Below are 18261 nucleotides of genomic sequence, written 5' to 3' on the forward strand. Positions count from 1 at the left end.
CCGGTCCCATCCTGCCTCAACTGCGCGTCGCGATACCATCCAGATCCCTTTCGCTGTGACGAAGTCCAGATATGCAACTTTGACTTATAAGTCAAGTCACGCCATTTGCCGCAGTGATCGGCGGCATCGACAGCCGTCCGCTGCCGCCGGGGATCATCTCAATGAAGTGAAGGTGCCCTCGAAAGGCGAGGGAAAAACGCACCGCGACCACGCGGGCTTGGAGTTCCTTGAAATGCAGCGATACGACTTCGACCAGATCGACCTGTTCCTCTCCGCCGTCCTGCGCCTGATCGATCCGCACCGAGCGCTCCTCGCGGCGGCAAGGCCTTATGTCAGGACCGGCGGCTCGTCGCCCGACATGCTCCAGCCGGTCGCAGGCGGAAAGCGCGCTAACGAGGTGCACGCCGATCTGATCCACCTCGTGTTCGAGGCGGGCCGGGAAGCCGAGGGTCCCGTCAACGTCATGGTCGCCATGGAACGCGACCGGGTAATCGGCATCCGGACCGAATGCCGCTTCTGGCTGAACGAGCGCGGCGAGCCGTTCCTCATCGCCCGGTGCGGCGGCAAGTTCGCGACGATGAGCTTCGATCCGGAGGGCATGGACTCGCAGCCCGGCGTTCCGGTGGGCGACCTTGAGCCTGGATCTAGCGAAAATCCGCATCGACCGCATACCCTCGATCGACCAGCGTCGCGGCGATCACCGCGAACTCGTTGTGGCAATTCTGCCATGCATGGAACCGAGACGAGACAGCGATGTCCCAATATCGAGTAAGCGTGTCCCGGCTGCCCATGTATGGGTACAGCACACGCAACGCTAGGCGGACGTCTGTCGTTGCCATCGCCTCGCTGTTGGGTCGGTACGCCGCGTCCTTCAGCACGCGCAGCGCCAGATTCATCAGGATCGTTTCGGCACGCTTATGGCGAAGCGCGACCTCGTCCTGACTGAACGGCAACGCTTCGACATGCGTGTTCCTGCTCAAGCATCCTGAGCGCCAGCACCACAATCCGGCTCGCACATCTTCCCAGTCGAGGCTCGACCGGTGGAACGAGCAGTGCTTGATCAGCACCTCGCGGTCGATCATCCGCACGTGCCCGCACTTCTTGCACGTAACGCGCACCGCAGCCTCGATCCGCCGCAGATCCGTCAGGGATTTGATGGCGCCGACCATGGCGCGCTTGAAGCACGCCCGCCCCTGATTCGGCCAGAACATTGTGAGAACAAACGGTCCGCTATATGTGTCAGGCGGCACGAGTCGCTCAAGGAAATGATCATGCCTGACCTTTCACGCTACCAGCCACAGTCCGAGCCGTTCGGACGTTGGCTCATCGCTCAGCGGGAACGCGGAGATTGGATCGATGGCCTAGCCGCGGCCGCTCGCGCGGATCGATCCTTCCCGAAAGACGGTGATCCAGAAAAGGTTCGGGCGCATCTTCGCGCGCAGCAGGCGGATGGGGATGTGTTCCAGGCCGTTGATGACGCCGAGCTTGATTGGCTGTCCTACTGATGGCGGCGACGGCCCGTGTCGGCTGTGCTCAGCGAATGACCTTGATGCGCTCACCGAAGAACTGGCGGAGGAGTTGTGGGATAGCCGACGGCATGCCACGCTCGACGACTGGGAGTGGAAGGACGCGAGTCCGATATGGAAGACGACGTTTCGTGACTTGGCAGAGACGGCGATCGTTGCACTAGGCGCGCGGCATCAAGAGCGCCTGTGACTATTCCGAAGCCGAAGGAGTTGCGTGACATGCTCGCGCAGATTCTTGAAGGCGCGGCCGGAGCCACCGCCGCTGACTGGTCGCGCGCTATCGGCGACGTCCATAAGCTGCCGACCTGGCTAACGTGCGGTCGACCTGGACAACGCAATCGACAGGTAACATCTATGTGACCAACCTGCAGCGTCCCGATGGTCAGACCGCGTCCCCGGCCGCCTTGGGCCTGCGCTTGATGAACACTCGGAGGTTGTCGCGCCTCTCCACTTCAAACGCCTGCGACCTTTCGACGAGCGACACGAGTTTCGCGCAACCGTAGGTTCTAGGGTCGAAGTCGGGTTTCAGCGCAAGAAGCCGACTTCCCGCCGCAGCCAAAGGATACCATCCGTCGAAGTCCTCCAGCTGCCCGAGGGCGGCCTCGATCAACGGAACCGCAGCCGACGCAGATTGCTTGGTCGCACTCACCGGCTTCACTGGCGAAGTGTCGGCGGAGCTTCCCTCGGATGGGAGCGCAGCCGGACCGAGGTTCTCGGTATAGATGAACCGCTTGCAGGCCTGGCGGAAGCTCTCGGGGGTCTTTTGCTCGCCGAAGCCATAGACGTCGACACCCTGCTCGCGGATCCGAGCGGCAAGCCGCGTGAAGTCGCTATCCGACGACACTAGGCAGAAGCCGTCGAACCGGCCTGCGTGCAGCAGGTCCATCGCGTCTATGACTAGAGCGATGTCGGAGGCGTTCTTGCCGACGGTGTTGGCAAAGTTCTGATGTGGCATGATGGCGTGGGTCGAGAGCACGTCGGACCAGCTCTTCAACCGGGTCCCGGAGAAATCACCGTAGATCCGACGCACGCTGGCCTCGCCTATGGTCGCAATCTCCTCGAACAGGCCAGCGGCTATGCGTGGAGAGGCGTTGTCCGCGTCGATGAGGACGGCCAGCTTCAGGGGACGTTCGTGTTCTGTTGCCATCGACGGACTATGACCGATGCCGTTCCTTTGTCACCTGCCCGGTGGATCGGAAACGCAAAGCGTAGGCCCGAGCATCGACGTGCTGCCTGAGCTCGCCTTCAGCTGAGTTCCGGCAATGGGTCACGATCTCAATGGCAAAGACGCGACGGCGCAGGACGGTGGCGCGACGCGTGCCGAGGTGTCGGCGCAGATCGCCGCGTTGCCGCCTCACAGGAGGCCACCCATCCACGAACTCGGGAGGCGGTCGCAGGCGGCCGAGCTTTGGTTCCGCGCCATGCGGCCCGACGAGGGTGGACGTAACGGAGCTTCTCGGCGCCCGCGGGGCGGCAAACCGCCGCGGTCCCGCTGATCCTCGAGACCACCGATGGCCGCACGCAGATCATAGCGGCGTCGTCCCCGCTGGCGATGTCCCTCGGTCTCCTGAGCATGATAGCCGGCTCCAAAAACTAGGACAGCGCCCGCGAACCCGCGGCGCATGCATCGTCCGAACGCCGCTTGAGCCGCAAGCACCGCCGCGGCGGAGGCTCGCGCTCCCGGTGCCCCAGGCACCCTTCTCGGATTCCCTGTCGGTGTGACCAACAGGAGACTGGAAAATGAACTCTTCGAATCTCGACTTCTGCTCGCGCGGCATCCGCGCAGCGCACCATCCGCCGCGCCGGTCGGCGATCGACCTTCGGGCCGCCGCAATCTGAGCGTGCACCATGCCGTGCGCGTCGACACGCAATCCACCGGCGCCTCCGAACTCCTACCAGCCGCGACCGCCATCGGCGCGCATAGGCACTGCGGTGTCGTCCGAGGTGCGAAGCAGGGTGAACGGGAAAATCGAATCCGCGAACGGCGCCCAGCGCTTCGCTGCACCAACCAGGGAATCATGAGATGAAGAACGAAACGGAAGAAATGCTCAAGGCGCGACATGCTCTGCAGGAACTGTCGGCGTCGGATCCCGCCGTCAGCAGCAACATGCTTCGATACGTGGCCGCCTACAGGATCATGCTGACCGGACGTCGCCGCGGCGAGCAACGCCAGCACGACCCCAGGATCAGCGGCGGCTTCGTTCTGACGCATGGCGAGGAAGCTCTCTGCGCCGCAGCCGACCGCCTCAACGGCACCGACTCTATCTACATCGCATTCGACGTTGATGATGGTGCAGCACCACCCGTCGCCGCAGGGATCTTCCGTAGGGAAGGAGAGCAGATGATGGTTTACGGCGACTGTCGGCTCTGGTCTCCCGCCGACGACGGCCGTTCGCTGCTCGTTCCGGTCGGCGGCAAGTACGTCGGCTACTTCGCACATCGCCCCGGCAAGCCGCTCAAGTTCGTCGATGCCGCCCTGCCCGGCGACTTCTCGGCGGGCTGCCGCCGTGCCAACGCGCGGATGCAGCGCCTGCTCGCTTCCGACGAACTGCGCGAACGGAACGGCGGGGGCTACCTAAACATCGTCCGCAACGATGGTCCGGGCATCTCCGTGAAGGTGACCCGCGTGGCGGCCTGACGACCAGGGTGGCCGCCTCGGCGGCCACCAACACTCCTGAAGTGGAGGAACGCCTGCGCCGAGGGAGTTCACCGCCCGTCGGGCACCCTGAGGAGCCGTGGTCGGGGGAGGCCGAAACGCCGGATCCGGCGAAATTCACCTTTCCTGCGCGCACGCACGCGCGATTCAACAGAGGTTATAAAGTAGTGGAATTTGCTAGAGGGGAAAATAGATTGAATCGCTCTTACGCCCCAGCGGAGCTTACAAGCTCGAGTCCTAAGATTCTCTTAACGCGATGCCTGCAGGCATCGCTTTTCCCCTCCTCCCTGATCTTCGAATCCATTCATTCTCATCGGGCTCTGTCTTGATACGCCGCGCGCGCGCGCGCGCGACCGCCCTGAGCGGCTTGCGGCTTCAGCAGGTGGCAGACGCCACAGCCGAGATTAGGAGTCTTCATCCGAAGCCGATCAATGCTGGCCTCGTCCGGTTGACCACCATCAGGGGACGCGGATTTAAAGTGATCCGCGTCCCCCTAGATGAGCGCCTGATGGCGCAGCCCGCCCGGCCGGTCGAGGTCGGGCAGGATCAGGTGCGCGTCGGATCGCGGCACCGCGCACGGCGCACGCGGGCCCGCGGCCTCGCAAGTCCGATTTTCCGAAGGCCGCTCTCGCTGCGGCCCACGAGCTGACGAATGATCCGTTGCGGCGCTGACGTGAACATCATGATTCCTTTTCCCCATTCCATGGGCACTCATCCCGTTTTCCGATCACATCGCGATCTCGAGACAGCCGTTGCGGCGGCGATCGGCACCCGTGGGCGGGTTGCCAGAGGTCGGCCCCGCAGGGCCTGACCCACAACTCGGTCGGACGCGGTTCACACCGCGCCGGCCCCCTCAGGAAAGCGCCGGAGATCCGGCTCCGTTAGTCGTCGGCGCCACAACCGCCGCGCGGCTCCACGCGCATGGACCAGAAGAGACAGGTTCGAACATCCCAACTGCGATTCCCGCAGAATGTGGAAAAATCAGAAGGAAGAACAATGCAAAGAAAGATGACAGGTTCGGACATCGTAGCAAGTCTCGCGAAAGGCCGTCCCTGGTGGCAATTGCGGGCAAGCGACGTGCAGCCTTGGGTCCAGTCGCTGCACCATTCGGCTGTCCAGGAGCTAACCAGTCGAACCGAATGGATCGGCGAAGCCTGGGACGGCAAATCGGACATCCAGGTAGGCAGCTCAGCTGTCCTCGGGTCCGAAGTCGCCTCTCTGTTGCGCAAGCTGCGTCGCGGCATCAAGGCGGCTCGGCTGGACGTTGTGGGACAGCCGGATAGCACCAGCATCCGTCAATGTTACGGGGCTACGCGTTCCGCCCTGATGCTCGTCGTCGATATCGACCTCGGAGACGTCGTCCTACCTCTTGGCATCTGGGAATGGCAGCTCAGAGATTCCGAAAGGCCGTCGATCTCCAAGATCGCGGACAACATGCTGTCGATCATCGGACATGCCCTCTCGATGCGCGACCGGCTCATCCAGCGGGAATTTCGCCTGAGGAAGGCGTTGCAAGAGACAGTTGCCAAGATCGGCACAGGGGTTGCTCCGCTCTGGCTGCGGATGAACCCCTTCCCTATCAACGAGAACCCAAAATATCTGATCGCCTCGCCATATTTGATGTGCATCATATCATTAAACGATTGCCTAGAATGGACGCCAACCGGTGACGAACAGATCACCACGGTGAGAGACATCCGCAAGCAATACCGTTGGCTTGCCCGGTATCATCGACCACGGGCCCAAACACTTGATCGACTGGTCGCCACCGGCTCCCAGGGATCAATCGACGAGTTGTCGCTTGCGATCATCGCTGCGCAAGGGCTGAACCCGGGCGATGTGTTTCGCCTGGCACACCAGGAGGCGCTCACCGACCGCCGCGGAAGTGTTCAGTTTCATCGTCCTGATCGACCGCAGGATGCTTCGCACAGAGATCAGTTGTACTACAGGGACGGCAGGCTCAAGATCATCATTGGTTTCGACGGCGGAGTCTACACCTCCGACGTTCTTTCGGTTTGGGGCGACTTTCCAGAAACCGTTGCTCACGCCGCCAGAGGCAAGCGGCTCGACCAGTTCGTTGACCACGCCGCCTTCCGGGAAACAGGGATCGTTGTGAAAGTGGCGGAGACTCGCCAGGGCGCTCTGGATCTAAACCATCGGCTCCGTTCCATCTCGATCGAGGAGGCCGAACGCCGCTGGATGCTGGCCGCAAAATGACCATCGGGTTCGCATTCGTGGCCTGAGCCGTTCCCGAGCCGGGCGGATCAGAACGGATCAGCCCGGCCGGCGTTAACCGAACAACGAAACCCATTGGTATGTCCGCTTGAATACGGTGTCCTGAGCAATCAGAGGGCCGGCTTTGCAAGACATCGATAAGGCACGCGCCGTTCGCGATATCATCCTCGCTGAAGAGGATAGGGTCGAAAGGACCAGCGTTGACATCGATGGCGCGGAATATCCGTGTTGGGAGATTCGGGGCGAGGGCTGGCGCGCGCTCGTCAGCAACCTCTGGGACCTCCACACGGCCGCCTGCCGCGCCCGCGGCGAGAGCCAGAACGAGCGCCAGAACGTGATCGGCCATGAACTGCTCGAAGTCTACCAGGGCGACTCGCTGGTTGTGAACTTCGCGTACGAGATCGGCGGCAGCGATGAGCATCTCTTCGAGTTCGTGGGCGGAGCTTGGGAAAGCGCATTCGACCTGTCCGGCCATTGTTCAACCACTCGGCTGAGCGCAGCCGCCTAAGATCGACGTGCGCCACCGGCGTCGAGCATAGGTTCGACGCGCTGGATGGTTCAGAAGCGCCCCGCAGAGTCTCGAGTGGGAAGGAGTACCTTCTCCGGTTGGAGAAGGCGCCGCTCGCAGACGGCCGTCACTGAACTAGCAAGTACATACAAGGGACGACACCGACCGGTTCGAACGATTCGTTCGGCTGCCGAAACGGCCATTCTTTCCCATTTCCTTTGTTCGGAGACGGACTTCCAGGCTTCTTCGTCGGCGGTTCGAACGAAGGAAATTGGGGCGCCTTTCGACGGTTCGCTTCACAACGTTCCGAGGCAGCCTCTGTCAGGAGCATGTGTTCGCGGTGACGGCTCTGAACAGAATGCCCTGGCCGATATCTGCCGCGGCGGTCACGCCCCGTTTCCGGTCGTTCACAGCATCTCTTCGTATCCCAGCTTAGGCCGTCCGTTCTCGCGATGGCACTGGTGCCGCTGATCTCTAAGCCGATGACGCTGTTTGGGACGAAGCCGTCGTTCGCAAGCCTGATGGCCGAAGTCGGCTTACCGTAGGAACGGACATTCGCGGAGTTGATGGCATCCTACTCCCGAACGAGTAGGTCTGAGCGGTAGCGCTCCGACCGCTGTGGCAGCTAATCGCCCGACGCGGTCAGTTCCGAGACTTTGGTCAAACACGCTCAAGATACTACGTGCGCGAAGTCAACTCGTGCCTGCCGCCGATTATTTATAGCCGCTCGCACCCTATCTTCTGACCTGAGAATAATTCGAACGAGGTTCCACACGGCGCCCCCAATTTCGCAACACTATTTCGATTCGGCGATAGCAACACGAAGGCGGGCCAGAGCGTAAACCGTCTTCAGCGTAGGAGCTTTCACGCCGGTCAGTCTGGTAATCGACAGCAGCGAGCTATGCAGCAGCTCCAGTTCATTCGGCCGGCCACGCTCGAAATCCTGGAGCATCGACATCTTGTGATGCGTGCCGCGCAGCGTGCGATTGAGCCGGTCGCGTGGCGAAACCGTGATCTCGACCCCCAACGCCCGGCCTATCGCGTCGGACTCCTCGAGCATGGCGTGAACGACTTCGCCCGCGCCGTCGCTCGATCCGATCTCTCCCAACCGCGCCATCGTCAGGATCGCGACAGGGTTCCAACACATCGAATTGGCGAACTTCACCCAGACGTCGCCGTGGATGTTGTCGCTGATCGGCGCCTCGATCCCGGCCGCTTCCAGGATCGCGCTGAGCTTTTCGACCCGGTCGCTGCGCTGCCCGGTCAGTTCGCCGAGTGGCATCATCGCCTGTTTGCCGTCGCGTCTGGTCACGCCGGGAGCGTGCGCGTGCACCCCGATCCAATACGGGCAGCCAAGCACCTGTTCGGGCGGCATCACCGCCCGTTGCCGTCCGGTCGGATCGATCCGCGGCAGGCGTTGATCGCGGAAGGGTCCCGTCAAACCGCTCAAGAAATAGTAAGGCAGCGCCGCGATCGGCGGGATGATCGCGGTGTCCGGGCCGATCAGATGGCGGATCTGGTCGAGCACCTCATCGACGTGGTGCATCTTGAGAGTGATGATCACCACGTCCTGCACGCCCAGTTCCGCCGGATCGGCGACGGCGCGGACCGGTACGGTGAATTCCTCCTCGTCGGTGATCACGCGCAGCCCGTTGGCCTGGATCGCCGCGAGCGTGCCGCCGCGCGCGACGACGCTGACCTCGGATTGCGCGCCGCGCACCAGATGCGCGGCGATATAGCTGCCCATCGCGCCACTGCCATAGATGCAAATCTTCATCGGGCTGTTCCTGATTCTCGGACGGAGTCGGCCAGTTCCGCGAGCACCTCATCGAGATGCTCACCGAGCTCCGGCGGCGGAAGACGGATCTCGGGGCGCACGCCGTCGAAGCGGATTGGCGTCCTGAGCAGATGGACGGTCTCGCCAGCGGCATTGGGGATCGTGGCCACCATTGTGTCGCGGACCAGCGGATCGGCGAAGACCTCTGGGAAAGTGCGAACCGGCCCTGCGGACACGCCGCCGGCGTCGATCAGCGGCGTCCAATGCGCGAGCGGATGCGCGGCAAAGGCCGCAGCGATGCGCGCGTCGACTTCCTCGCGGTGCTGAAGCCTGAGCGCGTTGGTTGCGAAGCGCGGGTCGTTAAGCAGCATCTCGTCGCCAAGCATTTCGGCCAGGCTGCGCCAGAACTTGTTGCTGTGGATGAAGACGTACACTTCGCGTCCGTCCGCGGTAGCATAGCTGTTGGCCGGCACCATCTGGCTGTGCGCGTTGCCGCGACGAACTGGCTCGCGGCCTTCGGCGAAGAACGCGCCCTCGCGCGGGATCATCGAGAATACCATCGTCTCGAGCATCGCCACATCGACCCGTTTGCCCAATCCAGTCGTCTTGCGCTCGAGCAAGGCAGCCAGCACGCCGATCGTCGCAAACAGCGGGCTGACATAGTCACCGAGCGGAAAGCCGGTTTTTAGCGGGCCGCTCTCTTCGGTGCCCGTCAACTGCATGATCCCGGAGAGCGCCTGGATCACCGGGTCTACGGCGGGCCGGTCCGCGGCCGGGCTACCGGGGCCGTAACCGCTGACCGAACAATAGACGAGCCCGGGATTGGTCCGCTTCAACGTCTCATAACCAATTCCCAGCCGCTCCATCGTTCCGGCGCGGAAATTTTCTACGACGAGATCGGCGCTGTCGATTAGCAAACGCAGCGTTGCAATGTCCTGCGACGATTTCAGATCGAGCACGATGCTGCGCTTGTTGCGGTTGAAAGCGAGGAAATAATCGGTCGCGTCGCCGACGATGCGGTCACCGAGGTGCCGCGCGGTTTCTCCCTCGGCGGGCTCGATCTTGATCACGTCCGCACCGAGATCGGCAAGCAGCATCGTACTGAGCGGGCCCGCGATCATGTGGGTAAAATCGATGACTTTGATACCGTCTAGCGAAGCCATGTCCGTGAATCCTGTCCTGAAGCGGCCACATAGGCGCACTCGCATGCTGGCCGACCATATGTTTTTCATATTGGCGTTTTAATCCCCGTCGGCGCGACTAGCGGCAAAGGCGCCGCTTGACGCGCCCGAGGAGCGGTGATGAAGATTGCGAGTTACGACGGCGGCCGGATCGGTGCGATCGTCGGCGAAGACATCGTAGATCTCGCCGCGGGCGATTCGGGTGGCGTTTGGCCCCCGACTGCGATGCTGCGCTTCATCGCCAACTTTGATCGCGCCACCGTTGAAGCGCGCATTGCCAGCGGCCCGTGCCGGCCGCTGGCCGAGGTGCGGCTCGACACCCCCGTCGCCTGGCCCAACAAGGTGATCGCCTATCCGGCCAATTATCACGCGCATATCGAGGAGATGAAGGATGGGCTGGTCTCGACCTTCAAGACCGGCGGCCAGGGATTCTTCCTAAAGGCGAATTCCAGCTTGTCCGGCCCGGCAGATCCGATCGTGCTGCCCGCGGTCGTCGGCCGCGAGGTCCACCACGAGTGCGAACTCGCGATCGTCATCGGCAAGGGTGGGCGCGACATCGGCCGCGCTGACGCGCTCGACCATATCTTCGGCTATGCGTGCCTCGTCGACGTGGTAATCCGCGGCCGCGAGGAACGCGTGATGCGCAAGTCGTTCGACAGCTTCTGCCCGGTCGGCCCATGGATCACCACCGCCGACGAGATTGCCGATCCCGCAAACATCGCGCTCGAACTGCACATCAACGGCGCGCTCCGCCAAAGCGCCAACACCCGCGATCTCATCGTCGACATCCCCGAGATGATCGCGATGGCGTCCAGCGTGATGACCCTCTTCCCTGGCGACATCATCGCCACCGGCACGCCCGCGGGCGTGGCGCCGATCACCGATGGCGACGTGCTCGACATCGCCATCGCCGGTGTCGGCGCGATGAGGCTGGCCATTGTGCGGGGTACCGCGGGCGCCCATCCGGTGTGGGACAAACCGGCGAGCTGAACGCCGCGGCAAAATGGAGAGAGAGACATGACCGATCTGACCAAAACACTTGCCGATTTCGCGACGCGCACGCGCTATGAGGACCTGCCCGCGCCGGTGGTGCGCGAATCCAAGCGGCTGCTGCTCGACACGATCGGCTGTGCGATCGGGGCGATCGGCACAGAAAGCGGCGTCATCACCCTCAAATATATCGAAGCGCTTGGCGGGAACCCTCGCGCCACCGTGATCGGCAGCGCGCAGCGCAGTTCGGTGACCTCGGCCGCGTACGCTAATGGCCGGCTCGCCAACGTGCTCGACGCCGACGACACCTTTCCCACCTCGACCCATTTCGGCAATGCCACGGTCTTCTCGGCGCTCGCGCTGACCGAAGACCTTGATCGCAGCGGCGCCGAATTGCTCACCGCGATCGCGGTCGGCTTCGATGTCGGCGCACGGATCGGCAGCTGGATGGGGCCGCCGATGCAGATCGAGAATGGCGAGGTGATCGGCTGGAACGAACTCGGCGGCCCGGCCGCGACTATGACCTGGGCCGCGGTCGGCGCGGCGGCGAGCGCTGCCGGCCTCACCGCGATCCAGGCCAACCACGCCTTCGGTATCGCCGGCGCGAACTCGCCGCAGCCGACTTTGCGAAAATGGGCCGAATCGCCGCGCCAACCGATGTACAAATATGCCGATGCCGGCTGGTGCGCCGAGATCGGCACTTCCGCCGCGATGCTCGCCCGGCTCGGTAGCACTGGTTTCCTCGACGTGCTCGACGGCGAGAACGCCTTCTGGCGCTGGTACGGGTCGCCCGGCCATGACGACGTCGCCTTGCTCGGCAAGCTCGGCGAGGACTGGCAGATCCTTAACACGACTTACAAGCCGTGGCCGTGCTGCCGTTGGATCCACCATCCGCTGACCGCCTTTGCCGGGATCCGCGCCGAGTATGACCTGAAGCCCGACGAGATCGAGCGCATCGTGGTGCGCGCCAATCCGTTCGCGCTGACCCCGATCTTCCGTGACCAGCAGCCCGACGACATGCTCTCGGCCGAGTTCAGCCACGCCCATGCGATGGCGGTGCTGGCGCACGACGTGCCGGCGGGGCCCCGCTGGTATGACGCGGCGACGATGCGCGACCCGGCGATTGCCGCCTTCCGTAGCCGCGTCGAGGTCGCGCCCGAGCCGACTTCGGCCAATATCGGTACGTGGATCACCGGCGGCCAGTGGCGCGGCGTTCCGGGTGGCGTCGATGTCCACGCCCGCGGCCAAGTGTTCAGCGCGACCGCCGACATGTCGCTCGGCGATCCCTGGTCCGAGCCGACGCTCTATTCGGATGCCGCGATCCTCGACAAGTTCCACGCGATGATCGGGCTCGAAATGGCGTCCGCGCAGCATCTGCCCGCGCTGCGCGAGGCCGCCGACCGCTTGGTCGCGGCAGTCGCGGACCTCGAACGACAGTCGAGTGCTGGCGATCTGGCGCGGGCGCTGGCCGATGTATCGGCGCTCGCCAACCGCCACGGATGAATAATATTCTGATACGACGCGCTTCTTCTTGAGAGAGCGCGATCGTATCAGATCATCTGCAAACGGTCTTTCCCTGCAACTCCGATCGCCTCTAGCCCGGTCCTACCATCACCGACGACGTATTCCGGCGCGCCGCCGCACCCGTCGATCGCAGCGTGAGACGAGGGGACGATGACAGAACATACGCCAGTATTGATCGTGGGCGCTGGGCCGATCGGCCTCGCGCTGGCAGGCGATCTCGCCACGCGCGGCACCGCGAGCCTGCTGATCGAGCGCGGCGACGGCGGCATCACACAGCCCAAGATGGACATGGTCGGCGTGCGCACGATGGAATTCGCGCGCCGCTGGGGCATTGCCGACTGGGTGCGCGGCACGCCCTATCCGCGCGACTATCCGCAGGACAATGTCTATCTGGAATCGATGACCGGGTTTGAATTCGGCCGCGAGCCGATCCCGGGCAAGGACCTCGAACCCAAGCCGCCGCAGAGCCCGGAGAAGCGCGAACGCTGCCCGCAGGACATGTTCGATCCGGTCATGCAGCGCTTCGTGCGGCAATATCCGCACACTACCCTGTCCTACGGCACCGAGCTCACTGGCTTCGTCGAGGAAGACGATCGCGTGGTGGCGATACTGCGCGACGTCGAGTCGGGCGACAGCCGAACGGTCACCTGCGACTATCTGGTCGGCACCGATGGCGGCGCGAGTTTCGTGCGCCACCAGGCCGGAATCGAGATGAGCGGCACGCCGGTGCTGACTCACACCGTCAATGTCATCTTCCGCACCGCCGACCTGCCAGCGCTGCATGACAAGGGCCGCGCCTATCGCTTCATCTTCATCGGGCCCGAGGGCACCTGGCTGACGATCGTCGCGATCAACGGGGCCGATCGCTGGCGGATGTCGATCGTCGGCACCGAGGACAAAAAGGAATTTTCCGAGGACGAGATCCGCGCGTTGATCATTCGCGCGGTGGGACGCGAGTTCGACTTCGAGATCGAATCGGTGATGCCGTGGGTGCGCCGTGAGCTGTTGGCCAACAGATACGGAACGAAACGCGTATATATAGCCGGCGATGCCGCGCATCTGATGTCGCCGACCGGCGGATTCGGGATGAACACCGGTATGGGCGACGCGGTCGACCTGTCGTGGAAGCTCGACGGCACGCTGAAGGGCTGGGGCGGCCCGGGGCTGCTCGCCTCCTATGAGATCGAGCGCAAGCCCGTCGCGGCGCACAATATCGCGGAATCCAGCGCCAACCTGAAGCTGATGCTCGCCCCGCGGAGGACGCCGCCGCCAGCCGAGATCTTCACGCCGGGCGCCGAGCATGACGCCGCCCGCGCCGCCTACGGTACCTGGTATAACGATCTGATGAAGCGTGAATGGTACACGATCGGCGTGCACCTGGGCTATACATATGCCGGCTCGCCGGTGGTGGTGTCCGACGGCACCCCCGTGCCGGATCAGCAGACCGCGGTATACGACCAGACCACCATCCCCGGCGCGCGCGCGCCGCATGTGTGGCTAAAGGACGGGCGCTCCACGCTCGACCTGTTCGGTGACGGCTTCGTGCTGGTGCGGCTCGGCAGCGATGCGCCCTCTGGCGCCACGTTGGTCGAGGCGGCGCGGACGGCGGGTGTTCCGCTCAGCGTCGTCACACTCGACGAACCCGAGGCCATCGCCGCGTACCAGCGCAAGCTCGTGCTGGTGCGGCCCGACGGCCATAGCTGCTGGCGCGGTGATGCCGAGCCGGCCAACGCGATGGCGGTGATCGACACGATCCGCGGCGCCGCCTGACCCCAACCGACCGGAGACCTTCCATGGCCACCACGATCGATACTCCCGCCCCCGCCGGCTTCTTCGAGGCGCTGGAGGAGCACGCTTTCTCCCCCGGCTGGGCCAAGCGCGAGCCGCAGATGTGGGGCAAACCCAGGCCGAAATACCGGCCGATGGTGTGGCGCTATGCGGACGCGCTCGCCGCGCTGAGCAAATCGGTGGACTTTGTGTCGACCGAATTCGCCGAGCGGCGCAACCTGATCCTGGTCAATCCGGTGCCGGGCAACATCTACCCGACCTGCCGGCATCTGGTCGCCGCCTACCAGCTGGTCATGCCCGGCGAGACCGCGCGCTCGCACCGCCATTCGCCCAATGCGTTGCGGCTGGTGATGGACGCAAGCCCCGGCATCTACACGTTGGTCGACGGCGTGCGGGTGGACATGGCGCCCGGCGACGTGGTGCTGACGCCGCAATGGATGTGGCACGGCCACGCCAATTACAGCGACCAGCCGGCGTTCTGGATCGACTTCCTCGACGTGCCCTTGGTTCAGAACCTCGAGAACATGTACTTCGAGCATCACGAGGACACGTTGCAGGCGGTGGAGAGCAGCGATCCGGAATCGCCACTGCGCTTTCATGGCGCCGCCCTGGCCGAGAATGTCCGCGCGCAGGGCGATGTCGCCTTCGGACAGGCGCAGATGCCGACCATCGGCCTGCACGCGATCTGCCTCGCTGCAGGCGAGCGGCAGGATCCTGTCGCCCGGATCGACAACAACATCTATGCGGTGACCGCCGGCGAGATCACGGTCGAGGTGGCGCCGCTCGGCACCGTTACGATGACCCGCGGCGACGTGGTCGTCGTGCCGAGCTGGCATCCGTTCAGCCTCGCCGGCGGTGCGGGCGGCGGACAGGTGTTGCGCGTGACCGACGAACCGGTCTTCACCAAGCTCGGCTTTCGCGATGTAGGGCTCGAACGCTAGCCCGCTTTGTCCGGCAGTGCCGCCCGGATCCGGTCGAGCAGCCAGCTCACGGCCGGCCGTGCCCCATATTCCTGATGGTACAGCATCTGGATGTTGAGCGCGGTCGCGGCGTACGGCGGTTCGAACAGCACCAGGTCGAAATTCCGCTCGAACATGCGGGCGATGCTGACCGGCACGAGACACGCGGCATCGGTGCGCGCGACGATCGCCAGCGCCGCGATCGAATCGGGCGCGTGATAGCGCACCTCGCGGCGCAGGCCGGCGTCTCCGAACGCCTCCTCGGTCGCGGCCATGCTGTTCTGGATCACGAGGCGCTCCAACCCCTGCCGCACGTCATAGCTGTCGATGGGATTGACCACCGCGCCGTCGATCAGCAGGTCGACGTGCGGCACCGTGCTCAGCATCTCCAGCGTCGGCTTGCGCCCCGCGGCGGGGTTGCCGACGCGCATTACCCAGACATAGTCGTCGCGCAACAGTTCCTCCGTGATCAGCCGCGGCGGAATCCGACGAAAATTGCCAAGCGCGACGTCGAGCCGGCCGCTGTCGAGATCGTCCACCACGCTGCTGTAGAGCAGCCGAATGTCGAGATTGGCGTGCGGCGCGGAGACGGCGAGGTCCGCCGCAAGCCTCGGAACCAGCATAGTCGAGAGATAGGGCACGCAGGCGATCGCGAACACGCGCTCGCTCAGTTCGGGATCGAAATCCGACGGATTGATCACGTCGGCAAGCTGCGGCAGCAGTACGTGCAACCGCCGCGCCACCTCATGCGCACGCGGCGTCGGCATCATACCGCGGGGGCCCCGGGTGAACAGCTCGTCGTTCATCAGTAGCCGCAGCCGGCGCAGCGAATGGCTGACCGCCGAGGGCGTGATGAACAGCCGCTCGGCCGCGCGCGAGACGCTGCGCTCCTCGTACAGCGCCTCGAGCAGGCGGAACAGGTTGAGATCGAACTTCTGCAAAACACTCATTTCCGTGACTCGACTCCGTGTGAATTTTATTCAGCCAGCCAAGCTCCTATAATCACTCGACGTCAGGTTGGTCGAGCGGTCATGAAGGACCGCGCCATCCGTCGTCAGCGTCGGATGGTCCCAATTAACAGGGCGCAACGCGGGCTATTCCGCGCCAGCGTACCGGCCTGGAGAGGCGTCGCGGCACCCATCGTGGCGGGCAGCTCCTCGCGCCCACAGTGACGAGGTGACTGACATGACCCAATCCGTAGCGATCGTGACCGGCTCGAACGGCAAGACTGGCCAGGCAATCCTCAAGAAGCTCGCCGCTGCGGGCTATCTGCCCGTCGGCCTCGACGTCGCCGCCGAAGGGCTGGGCGGCTTTGCCTATCAGCGCTGCGATGTCACCGATTACGACCAGATCGTCGCCGCGGTCGCCGCGATCGATGCAGCCCACGGCACGATCCGGCTGCTGGTCAACAATGCCGGAGTGTGGTCCGGCAAGACCTTTTTCGAGATCGGGCCCAAGGACTACGACCTCACCTATGGCGTCAACACCCGCGGTCCGTTTTTCCTGACCCAGGAAGTCGCCAAGCGGCTGATCGCGGCGGACAAGACCGGCGTGATCGTCAACCTCGCCTCGATCGTGGCGGGCGCTGGCAGCGGCGTGACCGATTACGGCGGGTCGAAGGCGGCGATCGTCAACTTCACCAAGAGCGTCGCCAAGCCGCTCGGTCCCAAGGGCATCCGCGTCGTCGGCGTGTCGCCGGGCACGATCAACACCGCGATGGGCGAGGCCGTGCCGCCCGAGATCCGCAACAAGCTGATCGCATCGAGCGCGCTGCAGCGCGCCGCCGAGCCGGAGGAGATCGCTGCCGCCATCCTTTGGCTGGCCAGCGACGACGCAGGCTATGTCACCGGCGCCACGCTCGACGTCAACGGCGGACTTTGAGGAGGATATCATGGCCACTGCATCCTTCGACGCACCCCAGTACCCGATGGCCCGCGCCAGCGGTTGCCCGTTCGATCCGCCCCCGGCCTTCACCACCTTCCGCGAAGCGGGCGGCCCGCAGAAAGTGACGCTGTTCAACGGCAAGCCGTGCTGGCTGTTCACCAGCTTCGCCGATGTCCGTGCGGTGCTGGGCGACAACCGCTTCAGCACCATGCCGAGCACGCCGGGTTTCCCGATGCTGTCGGCGGCGCGCGACGCGGTGCTGCAGGAGGCGCCGACCTTCATCCGTATGGACCCACCCGAGCATGGCAAGCTGCGGCGTATGTTCACCAAGGAGTTCATGGTCAAGCGCATCGACGCGATGCGCCCGCGCATCCAGGCGCTGATCGAGAGCCTGTACGACGCGATGGAGACCAAAGGGTCTCCGGTCGAGATGGTCAACGACTTCGCGTTGCCGCTAACCTCGACAGTGATTTCCGAATTCCTCGGCGTCCCCGCCGAGGACCGCGAGTTCTTCCAGGAGCAGAGCCGCCTCAAGGTGCTGATGGACGTCGATCCGGAAATCCCGCGCGTCGCCTCGGCCAAGCTGATCGGTTATTTCGATGGCTTGCTGAAGGCCAAGGAGCGCGACCCGCACGCCAATGACGATCTACTCAGCCGGCTCGTCCTCGATCAGGTCGAGCCGGGCCATTTGAGCCACGACGATGCCGTGCGCCATGCCGATCTGCTGGTAATGGCAGGGCATGAGACGACCGCGAACCAGATCGCGCTCGGCACGCTCAATTTCCTTCAGAATCCGGACCAGAAGGCGCTGCTGCTCGGCAATCCCGATCTGCTGCGCGGCGCGGTCGACGAGATGCTGCGCTACAACAGCATCGTCCAGTTCAACGGCGCGCGGATCGCGCTGGAGGACGTCGAAGTGAACGGACATTTGGTGCGCAAGGGCGAAGGCGTGTTTGCCCTGATCAACGCCGCCAACCGCGACCCGGCGGCGTTTGCCCGCCCGGACGTTTTCGACATCGAGCGGGCGCCCGACAATCATCTGGCATTCAGTTACGGCGTCCACCAGTGCCTCGGCCAGCCGCTCGCGCGGGCTGAACTGCAGAGCGTGTTCGGGTCGCTGTTTCAGCGTTTCCCGACGCTGCGCCTCGCGGTGCCGCTGGAGGCGCTCGAGTTCAAGGGCGGCCACTTCGTTTATGGCGTCGAGACGCTCCCCCTCGCCTGGTGACCTCCCCC

The 18261-nt window shown here is 64.1% G+C and carries 16 protein-coding genes; 10 read left to right on the forward strand and 6 right to left on the reverse strand.

Annotation, left to right across the window (positions count from 1 at the left end):
* Positions 1-91 precede the first annotated feature (91 nt).
* Positions 92-670, reverse strand: coding sequence for a hypothetical protein (locus EJC47_RS11085; protein ID WP_126847630.1), 579 nt, complete (start codon positions 668-670; stop codon positions 92-94).
* Positions 645-1169 (reverse strand): hypothetical protein, encoded by a 525-nt coding sequence (locus EJC47_RS11090; protein ID WP_126847632.1) that lies wholly within the window; start codon positions 1167-1169, stop codon positions 645-647. The genes EJC47_RS11085 and EJC47_RS11090 overlap by 26 nt, the downstream gene beginning before the upstream one ends.
* A 102-nt stretch (positions 1170-1271) precedes the next feature.
* Here EJC47_RS11090 and EJC47_RS11095 point away from each other — a divergent pair, with 102 nt between their 5' ends.
* Positions 1272-1505, forward strand: coding sequence for a hypothetical protein (locus EJC47_RS11095; RefSeq protein ID WP_126847634.1), 234 nt, complete (start codon positions 1272-1274; stop codon positions 1503-1505).
* Positions 1506-1908: 403 nt separating this feature from the next.
* Here the strand turns inward: EJC47_RS11095 and EJC47_RS11100 are convergent, their stop codons facing one another.
* Complete coding sequence (locus EJC47_RS11100; RefSeq protein WP_126847636.1) at positions 1909-2673, reverse strand: NYN domain-containing protein; 765 nt, start codon at positions 2671-2673, stop codon at positions 1909-1911.
* Positions 2674-3549: 876 nt separating this feature from the next.
* Between EJC47_RS11100 and EJC47_RS11105 the strand changes: the two genes are divergently transcribed.
* From EJC47_RS11105 to EJC47_RS11115, 3 genes are all read left to right on the forward strand, one after another.
* Positions 3550-4164, forward strand: coding sequence for a hypothetical protein (locus tag EJC47_RS11105; protein WP_126847639.1), 615 nt, complete (start codon positions 3550-3552; stop codon positions 4162-4164).
* 1014 nt (positions 4165-5178) lie between these two features.
* Positions 5179-6399 carry a hypothetical protein gene (locus EJC47_RS11110; protein WP_126847641.1) on the forward strand — a complete coding sequence of 407 codons (1221 nt, stop codon included), beginning with the start codon at positions 5179-5181 and terminating at the stop codon, positions 6397-6399.
* A 142-nt stretch (positions 6400-6541) separates the two neighbouring features.
* Positions 6542-6925 (forward strand): hypothetical protein, encoded by a 384-nt coding sequence (locus EJC47_RS11115; protein ID WP_126847643.1) that lies wholly within the window; start codon positions 6542-6544, stop codon positions 6923-6925.
* 796 nt (positions 6926-7721) lie between these two features.
* Here the strand turns inward: EJC47_RS11115 and EJC47_RS11120 are convergent.
* Positions 7722-8702: a ketopantoate reductase family protein gene (locus tag EJC47_RS11120; protein ID WP_126847645.1), complete on the reverse strand. Its 981-nt coding sequence runs from the start codon at positions 8700-8702 to the stop codon at positions 7722-7724.
* Positions 8699-9865 (reverse strand): CaiB/BaiF CoA transferase family protein, encoded by a 1167-nt coding sequence (locus tag EJC47_RS11125; protein ID WP_126847646.1) that lies wholly within the window; start codon positions 9863-9865, stop codon positions 8699-8701. Before EJC47_RS11125 ends, EJC47_RS11120 begins: the two co-directional genes overlap by 4 nt.
* A 243-nt stretch (positions 9866-10108) precedes the next feature.
* Here EJC47_RS11125 and EJC47_RS11130 point away from each other — a divergent pair, with 243 nt between their 5' ends.
* From EJC47_RS11130 to EJC47_RS11145, 4 genes are all read left to right on the forward strand, one after another.
* The gene (locus tag EJC47_RS11130; RefSeq protein WP_221885171.1) at positions 10109-10873 is read left to right on the forward strand and encodes a fumarylacetoacetate hydrolase family protein; all 765 of its coding nucleotides are present in this window, start codon (positions 10109-10111) and stop codon (positions 10871-10873) included.
* 27 nt (positions 10874-10900) lie between these two features.
* A complete protein-coding gene (locus EJC47_RS11135; RefSeq protein WP_126847650.1) occupies positions 10901-12376 on the forward strand; it encodes an MmgE/PrpD family protein in 1476 nt (491 codons plus the stop codon).
* A gap of 171 nt (positions 12377-12547) precedes the next feature.
* Positions 12548-14167, forward strand: coding sequence for an FAD-dependent oxidoreductase (locus EJC47_RS11140; protein WP_126847653.1), 1620 nt, complete (start codon positions 12548-12550; stop codon positions 14165-14167).
* 23 nt (positions 14168-14190) lie between these two features.
* Complete coding sequence (locus EJC47_RS11145) at positions 14191-15126, forward strand: cupin domain-containing protein (protein WP_126847655.1); 936 nt, start codon at positions 14191-14193, stop codon at positions 15124-15126.
* Here the strand turns inward: EJC47_RS11145 and EJC47_RS11150 are convergent.
* Positions 15123-16094: a LysR family transcriptional regulator gene (locus tag EJC47_RS11150; protein ID WP_126847657.1), complete on the reverse strand. Its 972-nt coding sequence runs from the start codon at positions 16092-16094 to the stop codon at positions 15123-15125. The genes EJC47_RS11145 and EJC47_RS11150 overlap by 4 nt on opposite strands.
* A gap of 235 nt (positions 16095-16329) precedes the next feature.
* On the opposite strand from EJC47_RS11150, the gene EJC47_RS11155 reads away from it, so the two are divergent.
* On the forward strand, positions 16330-17025 hold the full coding sequence (locus tag EJC47_RS11155; protein WP_126847659.1) for an SDR family NAD(P)-dependent oxidoreductase: 696 nt from the start codon (positions 16330-16332) through the stop codon (positions 17023-17025).
* Positions 17026-17035: 10 nt separating this feature from the next.
* Positions 17036-18253: a cytochrome P450 gene (locus tag EJC47_RS11160; RefSeq protein ID WP_221885172.1), complete on the forward strand. Its 1218-nt coding sequence runs from the start codon at positions 17036-17038 to the stop codon at positions 18251-18253.
* Positions 18254-18261 lie beyond the last annotated feature (8 nt).

Origin of the sequence: Sphingomonas sp. TF3 (assembly GCF_003985085.1) — a bacterium.
GTDB lineage: Bacteria > Pseudomonadota > Alphaproteobacteria > Sphingomonadales > Sphingomonadaceae > Sphingomonas.

Coding starts and splice junctions, on each gene's coding strand:
- EJC47_RS11085 (WP_126847630.1), bottom strand. CDS start 670: ATGCGGTCGATGCGGATTTTCGCTAGATCCAGGCTCAAGGTCGCCCAC.
- EJC47_RS11090 (WP_126847632.1), bottom strand. CDS start 1,169: ATGGTCGGCGCCATCAAATCCCTGACGGATCTGCGGCGGATCGAGGCT.
- EJC47_RS11095 (WP_126847634.1), top strand. CDS start 1,272: ATGCCTGACCTTTCACGCTACCAGCCACAGTCCGAGCCGTTCGGACGT.
- EJC47_RS11100 (WP_126847636.1), bottom strand. CDS start 2,673: ATGGCAACAGAACACGAACGTCCCCTGAAGCTGGCCGTCCTCATCGAC.
- EJC47_RS11105 (WP_126847639.1), top strand. CDS start 3,550: ATGAAGAACGAAACGGAAGAAATGCTCAAGGCGCGACATGCTCTGCAG.
- EJC47_RS11110 (WP_126847641.1), top strand. CDS start 5,179: ATGCAAAGAAAGATGACAGGTTCGGACATCGTAGCAAGTCTCGCGAAA.
- EJC47_RS11120 (WP_126847645.1), bottom strand. CDS start 8,702: ATGAAGATTTGCATCTATGGCAGTGGCGCGATGGGCAGCTATATCGCC.
- EJC47_RS11125 (WP_126847646.1), bottom strand. CDS start 9,865: ATGGCTTCGCTAGACGGTATCAAAGTCATCGATTTTACCCACATGATC.
- EJC47_RS11130 (WP_221885171.1), top strand. CDS start 10,109: ATGCTGCGCTTCATCGCCAACTTTGATCGCGCCACCGTTGAAGCGCGC.
- EJC47_RS11135 (WP_126847650.1), top strand. CDS start 10,901: ATGACCGATCTGACCAAAACACTTGCCGATTTCGCGACGCGCACGCGC.
- EJC47_RS11140 (WP_126847653.1), top strand. CDS start 12,548: ATGACAGAACATACGCCAGTATTGATCGTGGGCGCTGGGCCGATCGGC.
- EJC47_RS11145 (WP_126847655.1), top strand. CDS start 14,191: ATGGCCACCACGATCGATACTCCCGCCCCCGCCGGCTTCTTCGAGGCG.
- EJC47_RS11150 (WP_126847657.1), bottom strand. CDS start 16,094: ATGAGTGTTTTGCAGAAGTTCGATCTCAACCTGTTCCGCCTGCTCGAG.
- EJC47_RS11155 (WP_126847659.1), top strand. CDS start 16,330: ATGACCCAATCCGTAGCGATCGTGACCGGCTCGAACGGCAAGACTGGC.
- EJC47_RS11160 (WP_221885172.1), top strand. CDS start 17,036: ATGGCCACTGCATCCTTCGACGCACCCCAGTACCCGATGGCCCGCGCC.